Origin of the sequence: Parafrankia discariae (assembly GCF_000373365.1) — a bacterium.
Lineage (GTDB): Bacteria > Actinomycetota > Actinomycetes > Frankiales > Frankiaceae > Parafrankia > Parafrankia discariae.
Window position 1 is genome coordinate 305,362 of record NZ_KB891230.1, and the last position, 16,398, is coordinate 321,759.

General features: G+C 72.1%; 10 protein-coding genes and 1 tRNA gene. 8 read left to right on the forward strand and 3 right to left on the reverse strand.

All coding sequences use genetic code 11. The annotated features are described in order from the left end of the window. Positions 1-1,167 precede the first annotated feature (1,167 nt). The 8 genes from dnaN (at position 1,168) to B056_RS0122455 (ending at position 12,702) form a co-directional block, all read left to right on the forward strand. Entirely contained in the window at positions 1,168-2,328 is a 1,161-nt protein-coding gene (gene dnaN / locus B056_RS0122415; RefSeq protein ID WP_026240014.1) for a DNA polymerase III subunit beta, read from the forward strand. 1 nt (position 2,329) lies between these two features. Further along, on the forward strand, positions 2,330-3,577 hold the full coding sequence (gene recF / locus B056_RS0122420) for a DNA replication/repair protein RecF (RefSeq protein WP_018504101.1): 1,248 nt from the start codon (positions 2,330-2,332) through the stop codon (positions 3,575-3,577). Between the two features lie 148 nt (positions 3,578-3,725). After that, positions 3,726-4,259 (forward strand): DUF721 domain-containing protein, encoded by a 534-nt coding sequence (locus B056_RS0122425; RefSeq protein WP_018504102.1) that lies wholly within the window; start codon positions 3,726-3,728, stop codon positions 4,257-4,259. A gap of 288 nt (positions 4,260-4,547) precedes the next feature. Further along, a complete protein-coding gene (gene gyrB, locus B056_RS0122430; RefSeq protein WP_026240015.1) occupies positions 4,548-6,545 on the forward strand; it encodes a DNA topoisomerase (ATP-hydrolyzing) subunit B in 1,998 nt (665 codons plus the stop codon). A gap of 197 nt (positions 6,546-6,742) precedes the next feature. Continuing rightward, positions 6,743-9,256, forward strand: coding sequence for a DNA gyrase subunit A (gene gyrA, locus B056_RS0122435; protein WP_018504104.1), 2,514 nt, complete (start codon positions 6,743-6,745; stop codon positions 9,254-9,256). 108 nt (positions 9,257-9,364) lie between these two features. Then, a complete protein-coding gene (locus B056_RS44630) occupies positions 9,365-11,260 on the forward strand; it encodes a DUF3566 domain-containing protein (protein WP_230203118.1) in 1,896 nt (631 codons plus the stop codon). A 73-nt stretch (positions 11,261-11,333) separates the two neighbouring features. Continuing rightward, positions 11,334-11,407 (forward strand) — tRNA-Ile (locus B056_RS0122450). Between the two features lie 677 nt (positions 11,408-12,084). After that, complete coding sequence (locus tag B056_RS0122455) at positions 12,085-12,702, forward strand: class I SAM-dependent methyltransferase (RefSeq protein WP_018504106.1); 618 nt, start codon at positions 12,085-12,087, stop codon at positions 12,700-12,702. Here the strand turns inward: B056_RS0122455 and B056_RS0122460 are convergent. The 3 genes from B056_RS0122460 to B056_RS37575 are packed head-to-tail and all read right to left on the reverse strand — an operon-like array spanning position 12,661 to position 16,110. Further along, positions 12,661-13,905 carry a prenyltransferase/squalene oxidase repeat-containing protein gene (locus B056_RS0122460; protein ID WP_018504107.1) on the reverse strand — a complete coding sequence of 415 codons (1,245 nt, stop codon included), beginning with the start codon at positions 13,903-13,905 and terminating at the stop codon, positions 12,661-12,663. The two genes, B056_RS0122455 and B056_RS0122460, sit on opposite strands and share 42 nt — an antisense overlap. Further along, positions 13,892-14,716: a class I SAM-dependent methyltransferase gene (locus B056_RS0122465; protein ID WP_018504108.1), complete on the reverse strand. Its 825-nt coding sequence runs from the start codon at positions 14,714-14,716 to the stop codon at positions 13,892-13,894. Before B056_RS0122465 ends, B056_RS0122460 begins: the two co-directional genes overlap by 14 nt. Further along, a complete protein-coding gene (locus B056_RS37575) occupies positions 14,710-16,110 on the reverse strand; it encodes a glycosyltransferase family 4 protein (RefSeq protein WP_035752326.1) in 1,401 nt (466 codons plus the stop codon). Before B056_RS37575 ends, B056_RS0122465 begins: the two co-directional genes overlap by 7 nt. Between the last annotated feature and the right edge of the window lie 288 nt (positions 16,111-16,398).

Sequence of the window (16,398 nt, forward strand, 5' to 3'; positions counted from 1 at the left end):
ACCGGTCCGGGCGGTCCGGTCCCGGTCCTGAGTTCGAGTTCGAGTTCGAGTTCGAGTTCGAGTTCGAGTTCGAGTTCGCCTCGAGCGTGGGTTCGCGTCCGGGCGTGCGTTTCGGATCGGTGCCGCGAGTCGGGGCGGGGCCGGCGGAGAACGAGCGTGCCGATCAAACGATTGAGAGCCCACTGCGTGGCATTCACCCACAGCTTGTGGAAAAGGCTGTGGATAACGGGTGATTCCCGACCTGCGAGGAATCAGTGTTGATCGCCCAGCGCGCTCGGGCGATCGCTCGGATCATCGGACGGGCTTCGAGCGCACTCCGAGCGGGCCTCGAAAGGGCGTCGAAGCTGGGGACAGTGGCCTCGTAACCTGTGGGTAGCCGGTGGATGAACGTGTGTACAGCCTGTGTGCATCTGAGGGTCATCTGTGGAATCGATCAAGCCCTGGGGATAAACGCCTTGATCATCCACACCGTCACCCCCAGGATGCGCACAGGGACTCACCCACTCTGACCTGGGAAAATGGCCGTTTTCCACAGTTTCCACAGCCCCTACTACTACTACTAACGAGATCTTCATTAGAGAGATCAAAAACTCGAAGCAGTAGGAGCTGGGGACAACCTCGAAATTTCGATCATGGTGTGGTCCGACAGCCCGGAGTGAGCGCGGAGCAACCCGGTCGCTGCCCTCGGTCAGCCGCCTCCCCATCGAGGCGTCTCGTGAAACCTCGACCTCCGCCGAGGAGTCGCCCTGACGCCGCGCGGCCCCCAGCCCACCCGGCACCCGGCTCGGGGCTCGACGATCGCCGTGGGACCGTGCGGCTCCACGGCTCCAGCGCGGGCGCGGTGGTCCCGGGCACGACGCCGTCGCGGGCCGTCGCGGCGGGCGGCCCTGCGCTCTGCCCACCGCGGATCTCCGATCGGCCGGTGCGGGGTGCGTGCCCGGCAGCCGGGCCCGGTGTGCCACCCTCGGAACACAGACCACCCGCTGCCCGCTCCCGGCGCTCTGGGATGCTGGATCGGGTCAGGCTGGTGCTCGACTGCCCGCTCCCCGCCGACCAGGCGGGCGGCGCGCGGGTCGGGAGCTCGGCTCGGCGTAGCTATGCCGGTGATGTCAAGTTCCGCGAACGGCCGTGGGAACGGCCGCCGCGGGACGACGGGAGGACATGTCCATGAGGTTCCGCGTGGAACGGGACGAATTCACCGACGCGGTGGCCTGGACGGCCCGCACCCTGCCGAGCCGGGCGACCACGCAGCTCCAGGTACTGGCCGGCCTGCTGCTCGACGCCACCGGTCCGGCGCTCAAGGTCGCGGCGTTCGACTACGAGGTCGCCGCCCAGGGCGAGCTCGACGCCACCGTCACCGAAGAGGGCCGTGGCCTGGTCAACGGCAAGATGCTCGCGGACATCACCCGCTCCCTGCCGGCGGCCCCCGTCGACGTCCACGTTGACGGCACCCGCCTCGTCGTCGCCTGTGGCAACGCCCGTTTCGCTCTGCCGATGCTGCCCGTCGACGACTACCCGACCCTGCCGCCGATGCCGGAGATCACCGGGCACATCGAGGGCGCCGCGTTCGGTAGCGCCGTCGCGCAGGTCGCCGTGGCCGCGGGCCGGGATGACACGCTCCCGGTTCTCACCGGCGTGCGGCTCGAGATCGAGGGTGACACGCTCACCCTCGCCGCTACCGACCGTTACCGCCTCGCCGTGCGCACGCTCAAGTGGCGTCCCTCGGCCCCGGAGGCCTCCGGCGTCGCGCTCGTCCCGGCCCGCACCCTGCTCGACACGGCCAAGAGCCTGTCCGGCTCGGGCGTCGAGGTCGCCATCGCGCTCGGTACCGGTCCCTCCGGGGAGACGCTCGCCGGTTTCGCCGGCAACACCCGCCAGACCACCACGCGTCTGCTCGAGGGGACCTTCCCGCCCTACCGCAAGCTGCTCCCCGACAGCTCACCGCTGATCGCCCAGCTTGAGATAGCTCCGCTCACCGAGGCGGTCAAGCGTGTCGCGCTGGTCGCGGCCCGTACCGCACCGGTGCAGCTCACGTTCACCCCGGACCACCTCGTCCTCGAGGCCGGTGCGGGCGGCGAGGCCCAGGCGTCCGAGACCCTGCCCGTCAGCTACGACGGGCCCGAACTGACCGTCGCCTTCAACCCCGCCTACCTGCTCGACGCCCTCGGCGCGCTCGAGTCCGACATCGTCCGGATCGGGTTCGCCAGCGCCGAGGACGCCGCGCTCGCCGCGAGCAAGCCCGCGATCCTCACGGGCAAGGGCGGCGACGACCAGACCGAGATCCCCGACTACCGCTACCTGCTGATGCCGATCCGACTCAACGGGTGACGTGCATCTCACCCACCTGTCGCTGACCGACTTCCGTTCGTACGCCCGGCTGGACCTCGTACTCGAGCCCGGTGTCACGACGTTCGTGGGTTCGAACGGTCAGGGCAAGACGAACCTGATCGAAGCAGTCGGATTCGTCGCCACGTTGGGTAGTCATCGGGTCGCGAACGACGCTCCCCTGGTCCGAGAGGGGTGCGGGCAGGCCGTCGTGCGGGCGCGGATCGTACGAGGTGACCGGGCCGCGCTGGTCGAGATGGAGATCGTGCCCGGCAAGGCGAACCGGGTCCGGCTGAACCGTGCCCCGGTGGCCCGGCCCCGCGACGTCGCGGGGCTGCTCGCCACGGTCCTGTTCGCCCCGGAGGATCTCGCGCTGGTGAAGGGCGACCCGGCCGAGCGGCGGCGGTTCCTCGACGACCTGCTCGTCGCGCGATCGCCGCGGATGGCGGCGGTGCAGTCCGACTACGACCGGGTGCTCAAACAGCGTTCGGCGCTCCTGCGGTCGGCGGGGGCCGCCCGCCGCGCCGGTGGCCGGGGTGACCTGCGCACGCTCGAGGTGTGGGACAGGCATCTCGCCGACCACGGCGCGGAGCTGCTCGCGGCCCGCCTGGCGCTGGTCGAGGAGCTGCGGCCGCGGGTCGAGAGCGCCTATGTCGCGGTCGCGGGCGAGGACGCGCCCACCGGCGTCGAGTACCGCTCGACCGTGACGCTCGACTCGTCACCCGATCGGGCCTTGCCCGCAGGCCGAGCTGGCCTGGGCGAGCCGGACGGGCACGTCGACCAGAACGGGCACGTCGAGCGGGACGGACCCGACGCCGGCCCGGACCGGCCGGGCGGTGGGACGGCGACCCGGGCGGCGCTCGCGGAGGCGATCCTCGCCGGTCTCGCGGCGGTGCGCACCCAGGAGGTCGATCGCGGTGTGACGCTGGTCGGCCCGCATCGGGACGATCTGCTGCTTTCGGTGAACGGGCGGCCGGCCCGTGGCTACGCCAGCCACGGCGAGTCCTGGTCGCTGGCGCTCGCGCTGCGGCTGGCTTCGTTCGAACTGCTGCGCGCGGACGACCGGGAGCCGGTACTTCTGCTCGACGACGTGTTCGCGGAGCTGGACACCCGTCGGCGGGCGCGGCTGGCCGCCCTGGTCGCTGACGCGGAGCAGGTACTCGTGACGGCGGCGGTCGACGCGGACGTGCCGGCGGAGCTCGCCGGTGTGCGCTTCGAGGTGGTCTCCGGGGAGGTGTGCCGTGCCGGCTGACGGATCGGCCGACGAACCAACCGACCGCGCGGGAAAGCTCCCTCCGCCCGCGGCGCCTCCAACGTCCGGGTCCGCAACGTCCGGGTCCGCGGCGCCAGAGCCCGCGGCGCCAGAGCCCGCGGCGCGCGGGGCCGATCTCGCCCGGCAGATGCTCGCGCGGGCGAAGCAGGACGCGCGGGCCCGGGGGACGGGCCGCCCGGGCGGCGCAGCGGGTAGCGGCGGTGGCGGCCGCGCCACCGCGGCCGGGCGCCGTGGGCGGGACGACTCCGGCGATCCGCCGGCCCGCCAGCGGCTGCCGGGCATCGCCGCGCCGGGCCGGGAGTGGCGGACACCGATGAACTTCGGTTCGGCCGTCGCGCGCCTCGTCGCCGAGCGCGGCTGGCAGACGCGGGCGACCGACGCGTCGGTGCTGGCGCGGTGGGATGTCCTGGTGGGGCCGGGCATCGCGGCGCACTGTTCCCCGGTCTCGCTGCGGGACGGGGAGCTCGAGCTGGTCGCGGAGTCGACGGCCTGGGCGACGCAGCTGCGCATGCTCTCCCGGCAGATTCTCGGGATTCTCCGCAAGGAGCTCGGGCCGCACGTGGTTCGGCGCATCACGGTACGGGGGCCGGCCGCGCCCTCATGGAACCACGGCGGCATGTCCGCGCAGGGTGGCCGTGGCCCGCGGGACACCTACGGATGACGGACCAGCTCCCGGCAGCTCCCGGAGATCCTCGAAAGACCGCCTCGGGCCGGTCGGCGGAGCGCTGGCGGGCCCGCAAGCGGGTCGGCGGGGCGGCTGGGAGGCGGCCTCGGTCGCCTGCCGGTCGCAGAGGCGCGCAAGACTGCGGGCGGTGCGGAGCCGGTAGGGGAGGTCACCGGGTCGAAGTTCGGGGCCCAGCGCACGGCTGAGACGGCACCTTGCGTCCGTTACGACGGGTTGCCAGGTAGACTGAGTAGTACTTCCGTCCAGAACGAGGGGACCTGCCGCGTGGCCTACGACGCTAGTTCGATCAAGGTTCTCGAGGGTCTCGAAGCGGTACGCAAGCGCCCTGGCATGTACATCGGCTCCACCGGGGAACGGGGCCTGCACCACCTGGTCTACGAGGTCGTGGACAACGCGGTGGACGAGGCCCTCGCTGGCTACTGTGACACGATCTCCGTGACCCTGTTGGCCGACGGCGGCGTACGCGTCACGGACAACGGCCGTGGGATCCCGGTCGGCGAACACCCCGTCAAGAAGATCCCGACCGTCGAGCTGGTGCTCACCACGCTGCACGCCGGCGGCAAGTTCGACGGCGAGTCGTACGCGGTCTCCGGTGGTCTGCACGGCGTCGGCGTGAGCGTCGTGAACGCACTGTCGACCCGGCTCGACGTCGAGATCCAGACCGACGGGCACAGCTGGTTCCAGCCCTACGAGAACTCCCGTCCCGCGCGGCCGCTGGCGCAGACCGGCACGTCGAAGAAGACCGGTACGACCATCACGTTCTGGGCCGACCCCACGATTTTCGAGACCACCACGTACAAGTACGAGACGCTCTTCCGCCGCCTGCAGGAGATGGCGTTCCTGAACAAGGGCCTGTCGATCACCCTGCGGGACGAGCGCGGTAAGGCCTCTGCCCCGGCCCCGGCCGCAGAGGAAGCGGCCGAGGCGGCCAAGCCGGTCGAGGCAGTCGAGCCGACCGAGATCACCTTCAGGTACGACAACGGCCTGGTCGACTTCGTCGGTCACCTCAACGCGACCAAGGACGCCGTCCACCGCAGCGTCATCTCGCTGGAGTCCAAGGGCACCGGCATCGAGGCCGAGCTCGCGATGCAGTGGAACTCCGGCTACAACGAGTCGGTCTACACCTTCGCGAACACGATCAACACGCACGAGGGCGGGACCCACGAAGAGGGCTTCCGGGCCGCCCTCACCAGCGCGGTCAACGCCTACGCGAAGGACCAGAACCTCCTCAAGCCGGTCAAGGCCGGTTCGAAGAACCCCGACGAGCGGCTCTCCGGCGACGACATCCGGGAGGGCCTCACCGCGATCATCTCGGTGAAGCTCGCGCAGCCGCAGTTCGAGGGCCAGACCAAGACGAAGCTCGGCAACACCGAGGCCAAGAAGTTCGTCCAGGAGATGTGCTACTCGGCGCTCAAGGACTGGTTCGAGGTCAACCGCACCGAGGCCCGCTCGATCGTCAGCAAGGCGCTCGACGCGCAGCGCGCCCGCATCGCCGCCCGCCAGGCCCGCGACCTCACCCGGCGCAAGGGCCTGCTCGGCGGGACGGGCCTGCCCGGCAAGCTCGCCGACTGCCAGTTCACCGACCCCGAGCGGTGCGAGCTGTACATCGTCGAGGGTGACTCGGCCGGCGGCTCGGCCAAGGGTGGTCGGGACTCGAAGTTCCAGGCGATCCTGCCGCTGCGCGGGAAGATCCTGAACGTGGAGAAGGCCCGCATCGACCGGGTCCTGAAGAACACCGAGGTCCAGGCGCTCATCCAGGCGCTGGGCTGCGGTATCCACGACGACTTCGACATCGCCAAGCTGCGCTATCACAAGATCGTGCTGATGGCGGACGCCGACGTCGACGGCCAGCACATCCGCACCCTGCTGCTCACCCTGCTGTTCCGGTTCATGCGCCCGCTCGTCGAGGCCGGGCACGTCTTCCTCGCGCAGCCCCCGCTCTACAAGATCAAGTGGGGCCGTGAGGACTGGGAGTACGCCTACTCCGACCGGGAGCGCGACGGCCTGCTCGAACAGGGCGTCGAGGCCGGCCGCAAACTGCCCAAGGACGCGATCCAGCGATTCAAGGGTCTCGGCGAGATGAACGCCACCGAGCTCTGGGACACCACCATGGACCCGGACAAGCGGATCCTGCTCCAGGTGACGCTCGACGACGCCGCCGTCGCCGACGAACTGTTCTCGGTCCTGATGGGCGAGGACGTCGACGCGCGGCGCAACTTCATCCAGCGCAACGCGAAGGATGTGCGTTTCCTGGACATCTGAGCCAGCCTCCGCTGGGGCGGGTCCGGGCTGACCGGGCCGATCGACCCGTCCCGGCAGCCTGGCACCTTCGACTCCGATCCCGGCGGACCTGCGAGTGAGCGGCCCGCGGAAGGCGTGGCCCGGACCGGGCCATCCCCGCGACCCGGCGCCCGGCCCGCCCCAGCCGACTCATCGCCCCCACTGCCTGGAAGGACCCCGTGGTCGACGTCCTACCCCCGCCCCCCGGCGACCGCATCGAACCCATCGGCATCGAAGTCGAGATGCAGCGGTCGTATCTCGACTACGCCATGTCCGTCATCGTCGGCCGTGCCCTGCCGGAGGTGCGTGACGGGTTGAAGCCCGTCCACCGCAGGGTTCTGTACGCGATGTACGACGGCGGTTACCGGCCGGACCGGGGGTACTTCAAGTGCTCCCGCGTCGTCGGTGACGTCATGGGTAACTATCACCCGCACGGCGACTCGGCGATCTACGACACGCTCGTCCGGCTCGCCCAGCCGTGGTCGCTGCGTTACCCACTGGTCGACGGTAACGGCAACTTCGGCTCGCCGGGCAACGACCCGCCCGCCGCCATGCGGTACACCGAGGCCCGGATGGCGCCGCTGGCCATGGAGATGCTGCGCGACATCGACCAGGAGACGGTCGACTTCGCGCCGAACTACGACGGCCGCTCGCAGGAGCCGCTCGTCCTGCCCAGCCGTTTCCCCAACCTGCTGGTGAACGGCGCGGGCGGCATCGCCGTCGGCATGGCGACCAACATCCCGCCGCACAACCTGGTCGAGGTCGCCAAGGGCGTGCAGTGGTCCCTGGACCACCCCGAGGCGACCGCCGAGGAGCTCCTCGAGGCGCTCCTGGGCATCATCAAGGGCCCGGACTTCCCGACCCACGGCCTGATCGTCGGGCGCAACGGCATCGAGGACGCCTACCGCACCGGTCGCGGCAGCATCCGGATGCGCGCCGTGGTCAACGTCGAGGAGAACAAGGGCCGCACCCAGCTCGTCGTCACCGAGCTGCCGTACCAGGTCAACCCGGACAACCTCGCCGAGAAGATCGCCGAGCTCGTCCGTGACAACAAGGTCACCGGCATCTCGGACGTCCGCGACGAGACGTCCGCGCGTATCGGGCAGCGTCTCGTGATCGACCTCAAGCGCGACGCCGTCGCGAAGGTCGTGCTGAACAACCTGTACAAGCACACCCAGCTGCAGGACACCTTCGGCGTCAACATGCTGGCGATCGTCGACGGCGTGCCGCGTACCCTGCGGCTCGACCAGATGATCTCCTACTACGTCGAGCACCAGGTCGACGTGATCGTCCGGCGCACCCGCTACCAGCTGCGCAAGGCGCGCGAGCGGCTGCACGTCCTGGACGGTCTGCTGATCGCGCTCGACCACCTGGACGAGGTCATCGCCCTCATCCGCAGCGCGGAGTCGGCGGAGGTCGCCCGCGGCCAGCTCATGGCGCGCTTCTCGCTCTCCGAGATCCAGGCCACCGCGATCCTCGACATGCAGCTGCGCCGCCTGGCGTTCCTCGAGCGCCAGCGCATCATCGACGAGGCCGCCGAGCTGCGCGCCAAGATCGACGAGCTGGAGGCGATCCTCGCCTCGCCGGTGCGGCAGCGCGAGATCATCGGCCAGGAGCTGGCCGAGGTGGTCGAGAAGTTCGGCGACGAGCGGCGGACGCGGCTCGTCCCGTTCGAGGGCGACATGTCCGTCGAGGACCTCATCGCCCGTGAGGACGTCGTCGTCACGGTGACCCGCGGCGGCTACGCCAAGCGGACCAAGACCGACCTCTACCGCTCGCAGAAGCGCGGCGGCAAGGGCGTGCAGGGCGCGGCGCTGCGCGAGGACGACATAGTCGAGCACTTCTTCGTCACGACGACGCATCACTGGCTGTTGTTCTTCACCAACAAGGGCCGGGTCTACCGGGCGAAGGCGCACGAGCTGCCCGAGCAGGCGCGCAGCGCCAAGGGGCAGCACGTCGCGAACATCCTCGCCTTCAGCCAGGACGAGCGGATCGCCGAGGTGATGGCGATCCAGGACTACCAGGCCTCCCCCTACCTGGTGCTCGCCACCAAGCGTGGCCTGTGCAAGAAGACGGCGCTGACCGACTTCGACTCGAACCGCGCCGGCGGCCTGGTCGCCATCAACCTGCGTGACGACGACGAGCTCATCTCCGCCCGTCTCGTCGCTCCGGGTGACGATCTGCTGCTGGTCAGCCGGAACGCCCAGTCCATCCGGTTCCACGCCGACGACGAGCAGCTGCGGCCGATGGGGCGGGCGACGTCCGGCGTGATCGGCATGCGCTTCGACGAGGCGGACGAGCTGCTCTCCATGTCCGTCGTCGTGCCGGACAGCCCCGCGGATCTGCTGGTCGCGACCAGCGGCGGTTACGCGAAGCGGACGCCGCTCGCGGAGTACCCCGTCCAGGGCCGAGGCGGCAAGGGGGTCCTCACGGCGAAGATCGTGTCGACCCGGGGCGGTCTGGTCGGGGCGCTCGTCGTGGAACCGAACGACCAGCTCTACGCCATCACATCCAATGGCGGTGTGTTGCGCACCGTAGCGAAGGATGTCCGCCAGGCACAACGGCAGACGATGGGCGTACGGCTCATCGACCTGGAGGCCGGTGTGCAGGTGGTCGGTGTGGCGCGCAATGCTGATGCCAACGACAGCGACGGCGACGGCGAGACCGCCGGGCCGGACGGCGCGGCGGGCTGAAGCCGGTGACCTGACCGTCCCGGGCGGCCACGTCGCGCGTCGTCGGTGGCACGCCAGGACCACAGGCGTGCGACCCCACGTGCGACCAGGAGTGGACGGGGAGAATCCGTGAGCGACAGTCAGAATGACCGGCCCGCCCGGTCGGCCGTCCACCGCGCCTCCCCGGCCCGTCCGGAGCAGCGCACCGCGGCCGTGGCCGGCCGGTCGGACGACCCGGACCGGACCCGCCGGTCGGGCCCGGCGAAGGCCGGCCCCGTGGGCGCGGCACCGGGCGTGGGTGCCGGCACCGGGACGGGGATCGGAGCCGGGAGCGGTAAGGGAGCTCCCGGGGCAGCCGGCACGGCCGGGGCGGCCGGCTCCGGCACGAGCGCGGCGGTGGGCGGTGCGGGCGGCCCCCGCTCGACACCGGGGAAGGACGACGGCGAGTCCAAACGCGGGTTCCTCCCCGGAACCGGCCGTCCCGCGGACGGCCGGCCGGGGGAGAGCCGTCCCGCGGCCGGGCGAGGGGCTGGAACGGGCTCTCGCGGCCCGTCCCGGCCCTCCTCCGGAGCGGCGTCGCCCGGAGCGGGTGCTCCGGGGCCGGCGTCGCCCGGAAAGGGCGCTCCCGGAGCGGCGTCGCCCGGTGGTTCCGGGGCGGCGCCGCCCGCGCGTGGCGCGGGTGTGGGCGGTGCCGGCGGTGCGGGTGCCGGCGGTGCGGCGAGCCCCTTCTTCCAGCGTCCCGGCCGGGACGAGAACGCCCCACCCGACCGGGACAACGCACCCGGCCAGGCCGGTCAGGCCAGCCAGACGACGCGCCTCGGTGCCGGCGGTGCGGGCGAGCCCAAGCCACTGAGCGCGTCGGGGGCCGTTCCGGGCTCGTCCCCGGCAGGCGCCGGTGGCGGGGCGGACCGCGCTGCCCCCGCGCCACGCGGTGGCGACTCCGAACCCGACGAGGCAGCCCGGCCGTCGGCCGGTCGGCAGCCCGCCCGCGACGCGGACGCGGCGAGGCCGGCGGGTGACGGCCGGAAGCCGGCGGAGGCGGCCGGTGCGGGCGGTGTGGGCGCCGCCAAGGAGGCCGCCCCGTCAGCCGGCCCGGGGACATCCCGAACAGGCGCCCGCCCGGACACCGCCCGCCCGGAAACATCCAGAGCCGAGACGACGAGAAAGCACGATGCGCAGACCACCGTCAGAAGCCCGGCGGCACGCCCCGGCACCCCGGCCGACCCACCCCGGGACAGCGACACGATCTCGCTGGTGCGACCGAACCTGCCCAAACGGGGCTCGAAGCGCCCGGCGGACCGGGTCGGCGCGGACGTGAAGACCTCCCCGGATCGCGGCACGGTCACCGACCGCATGCCCGCCGAGCGCCGCCCCACCCCTGAACCGGTGCGGGCAGCCACTCCGTCGGCCCGGCAGGCGCCGCCGCCGGCGGACCGTACCGCCCCCTACGACCGCCCTGGGACGCCGCCAGGGCCGCTGCCGACGTCCGGTGGCCTGGGCCCGAACGGTCTGTCCACCGAGCCGTTCGACCGGGTCGACGAGGCCGACCGCGCCCGGCCCGCGGGTGCTCCCGGGCCGCAGGGTGGTCCCCCGCGGGGCCAGCAGCCAGGCGGCCGCGAGCCGGTGCGGGACACCGCCGGCCAGGGGCCGCGCCGGGGCCCGGCCGGTGGCCGACGCGCCCGCCTGCGGCTCTCCAGAGTGGAACCGCTCTCGGTGACGCGGCTCTCGTTCGCGTTCTCGCTGTGCGTCTTCCTGATCATGGTCGTCGCCGTGGCGGTGCTGTGGTTCGTGCTGAACTCGATCGGGGTCTTCGACAGTGTCACCGACGCCGCCGACACGCTGACCGACGGCACGAACACCGACGTCTCAGGCTGGCTGTCCTTCGGGAGGGCGATGCAGATCAGCCTGCTTGTCGGGGCGATCAACGTCGTCCTGATGACGGCGCTGGCGACCCTGGGCGCGCTGCTCTACAACCTCTGCGCGGACATGATCGGCGGGCTCGAGGTCACCTTGAGCGACCAGTAGCCGATCCGTCGGAATTCGGGGGGCGGCGGCCGTCATGGAGCCGTCGCCATCCTGTACTCTCATCAGCAGCCAAGGACCTATAGCTCAGTCGGTTAGAGCGCTTCCCTGATAAGGAAGAGGCCGGTGGTTCAAGTCCACCTAGGTCCACGAGCTGGCCCGTCGTGTTCGCCGACCTTTGGTCGGCTTTCCGGCGGGCCGCGATGTTTTCGGAGGGGCCGAGCCCCCCGAACCCCCCACGTGCGCGATCGCGTTTCGGGTTGGTGGTGTTCGGGCGAGGCAGGGGGTTCGAGTTCCCTCACCCACGGGCACCGGGCCTGGGGTCTGGGGTCTGGTTTGGGCGGGATTGATCGCGCCCCGGCCCTGCCACGGGTACTGCTGGATGCCGCGGATCGCTGGGCTCGCCGGGTCTGAGTGTGTGCTTCCGGGCCGTTGTGCTTGCCAGGCGCTGTGCGCTGTGCACAGGGCTGTGGATAAACCTGTGGATGATGCTGTGGATATCCCTGTTCATTCCGTGCGTTCCGGGACGTATCCAGGCAGGATGTGAGCGAGCGGCGTGTCGGACAGCCGACCCGGGTCGGGCCGTGCTGGCGGAATCTCAGGAGGTAAACCCTGGCCGGGCCAGTGGTCTGACCCCATCCGGTAGCCGCGTGGGTGCGCCGAGAGAGGGCCGGGAGCCCTTACATCCGATGCGTCCGGTTTGCCTGATCTGGTAAGACGGGCGAGCGGCAGCGGCGAAGGGGCGGGGCGCCGGGCGGGTCCATCCCGCCGGTCGCGTACCCCGGATCCGCCTCTCGGATCCCCTGACATTGGGACGAGGAGACAACGTGGACGTGGCGTTGCGGCAGGCGGCCGAGGCCGCCAAGGGCTTCATGCCACCCGAGGAAGGACAGGCGCTGCACGCGGCCGCGGCCGAACTGCCCGGCGGCGGCCTGATCTGCGAGATCGGCACCTACTGCGGGAAATCCACTCTCTATCTCGCCGCCGCCGCCCGGCTCGTCGGCGCCGCGGTCGTCACCGTCGATCATCATCGGGGATCGGAGGAGAACCAGTCGGGCTGGGAGTACCACGACACCACGCTCGTCGACCCGCGTACCGGCCGGCTGGACACGTTGCCCACGCTGCGCACGACTTTGGAGGCCGCCGGGGTCGAGGACGTCGTCACCGCGGTGGTCGGGCGGTCCGAGATCGTCGGGCGATGGTGGTCCACCCCCATCGACCTGCTGTTCCTCGACGGCGGGCACACCGAGAAGCAGGCGCAGGCCGACTACGAGGCCTGGGCCCGCCACGTGCGTCCCGGCGGCCGGCTGGTGATCCACGACGTGTTCCCCGACCCCGCCGACGGTGGCCAGGCGCCGTACCACGTCCTGCTGCGCGCCGTTCGGGACGGCTTCAGCGAGATGTCACGCACGGGATCGCTGCGGGTCCTCCGCCGGCTCTTCTGAGTCACACCCGCACGCGCGCCACGGACCGGTGAGCGCCTCGCCGCCCCGACCGGGGGCGGCGAGGTCGCCGGCCCGCTGCTCGCCGCGCGGCGCCCGTTCGCCGGCCGTGCCTCGCCCGGTGCGGGGCGTCGACGGGTCGCGTGGCTCGGGCAGGTCGTCGCGGTGCACGACGTGCAGGCCCTCGGGCAGATCGTCCCCGCGGAAGGTGCGTTCGGTGGGGCCGCCGGCCAGGGTGTCGACGGCGAGCACGACCGCGGCCGCCGTCCAGGTCGACTGCTCCTCCGGCCAGTGGCACTTGTCGGCGAACTGCCAGCCGGTCCAGTAGGCCCCGTCGGGGGTCCGCAGGTGCTGCATCTCCCGGACGAGGTCGGTCGCCGCCCCGGTCTCGCCCACCAGGTGCAGCGCGATGGCGAGTTCGCAGGTCTCGGCGCCGGTGACCCATGGTTCGTCGGCCACGCAGCGGATGCCGAGGCCGGGCACGACGAAGTCGTCCCAGCGGGAGCGCAGCCTGGCCCGCCCCTCCGCGCCGCGCAGCGCGCCGCCGATCACCGGGTAGTACCAGTCCATCGACCAGCGGTCCCGCGGCAGGAAGTACTCGGGATGGCGGCGCAGCGCGTGCCACAGCGCGCCGGCGGCGACCTCCCACTCCGGCCGCGTCTCGCCGACCAGCGCGGCGAGACCGAGGCCGCACCGCAGGCTGTGCAGGGTCGACGAGCAGCCGGTGACGAGCGCCTCCGGGTAGTCCTCACCGGCCGCGGTGCGGGCCCACCAGATCTGGCCGCCGGGGGCCTGCAGGTCCACGACGAAGTCCAGCGCGGCGCGGGCGACCGGCCACATCCGGGCCACGAAGGCGCGGTCGCCGGTGACGAGCCAGCGATGCCACAGCGCCGTCGCCACGTAGGCGCACTGGTTGCTGTCGGCGAAGTCCTCCTTGACGGCTCCGCCGACGTGGCTGGTGGCCCACGAGCCGTCCGGGCGCTGGTGGTGGCGCAGCCAGTCCCAGGCGGCGTCCGCGGCGTCGACCCGGCCGGCGATCAGCAGGGCCATCGCGCATTCCAGGTGGTCCCACGGGTCGGTGTGGCCGCCCGCGAACCACGGGATCGCTCCGTCCGGCTCCTGGACCGCGGCTATCGCGTCCGCGGTGGCGCGCAGTGCCTCACGGGCGAGGAGCGGAACACCCGGCGCCGGCTCACCTGGTCGCACGCTCGACCTCCGGTGTCCTGCCGGCCAGCGCCGCCGCGTCCGCCGCGTCCGCCGCCCTGGCGGCCAGCGTCGCCGCGTCGGTCGCGTCCGCCGTCCTGGGGCGCGGCTTGCGCAGGTAGAGCACGATGCTCTTGCCGAGCACCGGGTCCAGCAGGCGCTCGGCCGTCCGGGTGAGCGCCGGGCGTCGCATCATGTCCCAGACCAGGAGACGGTGGTACAGCTTCGTGGCGGGGTGGTCGTCGTCGTGCACGCCGACCAGGCAGCGCAGCCACCAGTAGGGGGCGTGCAGGGAGTGCGCGCGGTGCTGGCCGACCAGTTCGAGGCCACTGACGCGCAGCTTCTCGATCAGCTGGTCGCGCCGGTAGATGCGGATGTGGCCGCCCTCGACGTTGTGGTAGTCGTCCGACAACGCCCAGCAGACCCGTTCCGGGAGCCGGGCGGGCACGGTGACCGCCGCGAACCCGCCGGGGCGCAGCACCCGGGCCAGCTCGGCCATCGCACCGGTGTCCTCGGGCAGGTGCTCCAGGATCTCGGCCGCGATGACCCGGTCGAAGGTGCTGTCCGCGAACGGCAGCGCCAGCGCGTCGCCGCGCACGGGTGCCGCCCGGGCGCCGCCGGGAACCTGGCCCTCGGCGGACATGGCGGCGAGCATCGCGCCGACGCCGGTGACCTCGTCGGCCGAGTAGTCGAGGGCTATCACGTGCGCGCCGCGGCGGAACGCCTCGAAGGAGTGCCGCCCCGCGCCGCAGCCCAGGTCGAGCACCCTCGCCTCGCGCGGGACGGGGAACCGGGCGAAGTCGACGGTCAGCATGCCGGCTCGACCGGTGCCACCGCGCCGGTCGAGGCGGCGACGGGCGGTGGCCCACTGCCCGGGACGGCCGCCCGTACGGCCGCGATCCGCCGTTCGTACCAGGCCGCGGTGCCGGCGGCGGCGGCCTGCCAGGAGAACCGCTCCTCCACCCGGCGCCGGCCGGCGGCGCCCATCCGCGCCCGCAGTTCCGGGTCGTCGAGCAGCGTGGCGATCGCGCCGGCGAGCGCGCCGGCGTCGCCGGGGGGCACCAGCAGCGCGGCCTCGCCGTTCGGCCCGGCCACCTCGGGCAGCGCGCCCGCGGTGGTCGCGACCAGCGGCAGCCCGCACGCCATCTCCTCGACCAGCGGCAGGCTGAAGCCCTCGTAGAGGGACGGGACGACGGCGACCTCGGCGGAGCGCAGCAGGTCCACCATCTCGGCCTGTGGGACGTTGGACCGGAACGTCACCGCCTCGGTGAGCCCGAGCTCGCCGACCTGGCGCTGCGCGGCCCCGCCCTCGCGCACCTTCCCGATGCACACCAGGTGCACCGGGCGTTCGGCCCGCAGCTTCGCCAGCGCCTCCAGCAGCACCATCAGCCCCTTGAGCGGGACGTCCGCGCTGGTCACCACGATGATCCGCCCCGGCACCGGCGTGGCGGCGCCGCCGTCGGCGCTGCCCCCGGTGCCGGGCGCGGCGTCGGACGGCGGCGCCGGCCGCGGGGTGAACACGTCGGCCTCCACGCCGAGCGGGACGGTGTGCAGGGTCTCGATGGGGACGTTCATGTCGGCGACGATCTCGTGCCGGGAGCTCTCGGAGGGAACCACCACGCCGTCCAGACCACGGGCCACCCGGGCCTGCATGGGCAGGAACGAGTACCAGCGGCGTACGCCCAGCGCGGCCCGGCGACCGGTCGTGGCGGCCAGGTGCAGGCGCCGGTCGACGGTGATCGGATGGTGGATCGTCGACACGACCGGGATGCCGTAGGGCCGCAACGCCCGGCGCAGCGGCAGCAGGCCGTAGCCCAGCCCCTGGTTGTCGTGCACGATGTCGAAGTCGGGCCGGCCCTGGCCACGCCGCGGCCGTAGCGCCTCGAAGGCCCGCAGCGAGAACGCCAGCGGCTCCGAGAACTGCCCGGTGCGCATCATGCCGAACTCGACGACGTCCGCCAGCGAGTGGAACTCACGGAACCCCGGCCAGCGGAAGGGGTCCCCGTCGCGGTAGAGATCGAGGCTGGGAAGCCTGGTGAGCCCCACCCCCGGGTCGAGGTTCGGGTACGGCGGCCCGCTCACCACCTGAACCTGATGACCCAAAGTCACCAGTTCACGCGAGAGCTGCCGTACGTACACCCCCTGGCCACCACAAGTAGGCAAACTTCGGTACGACAGCAACGCTATCCGCAACGGTGCGCCCTCCATCGCTCGCGGCCTCCTACGGGTCCCGCGAGCCCGAGGACAGCGCCGTTGCTTGGCACACTAGGACATCGAACCGCGATCTTCACGGAATCGGGACACTTGCCCCTGCTCCGCGACAAAGCCGGTGACGGCTCGTAATCGGTGCCGAAGGCCCCGAACCGTCTGTCCGATCGCTTGTCCGCGCGTTGGCTGACCCGTCCCCGGGCTGTGCGCGGTGGGCTGTCCTGCGGCGGGGCTCCCGCTGGCCTGGCGGGCGGCGGGCGCCGCCGCTCAGCCGCCGCGGCTCAGCTC

Bases quoted from the DNA above. Each gene is read 5' to 3' on its own strand.
- dnaN (WP_026240014.1), top strand. From the start codon at position 1,168: ATGAGGTTCCGCGTGGAACGGGACGAATTCACCGACGCGGTGGCCTGG.
- B056_RS0122425 (WP_018504102.1), top strand. From the start codon at position 3,726: ATGCTCGCGCGGGCGAAGCAGGACGCGCGGGCCCGGGGGACGGGCCGC.
- B056_RS0122465 (WP_018504108.1), bottom strand. From the start codon at position 14,716: ATGCTGACCGTCGACTTCGCCCGGTTCCCCGTCCCGCGCGAGGCGAGG.
- B056_RS37575 (WP_035752326.1), bottom strand. From the start codon at position 16,110: ATGGAGGGCGCACCGTTGCGGATAGCGTTGCTGTCGTACCGAAGTTTG.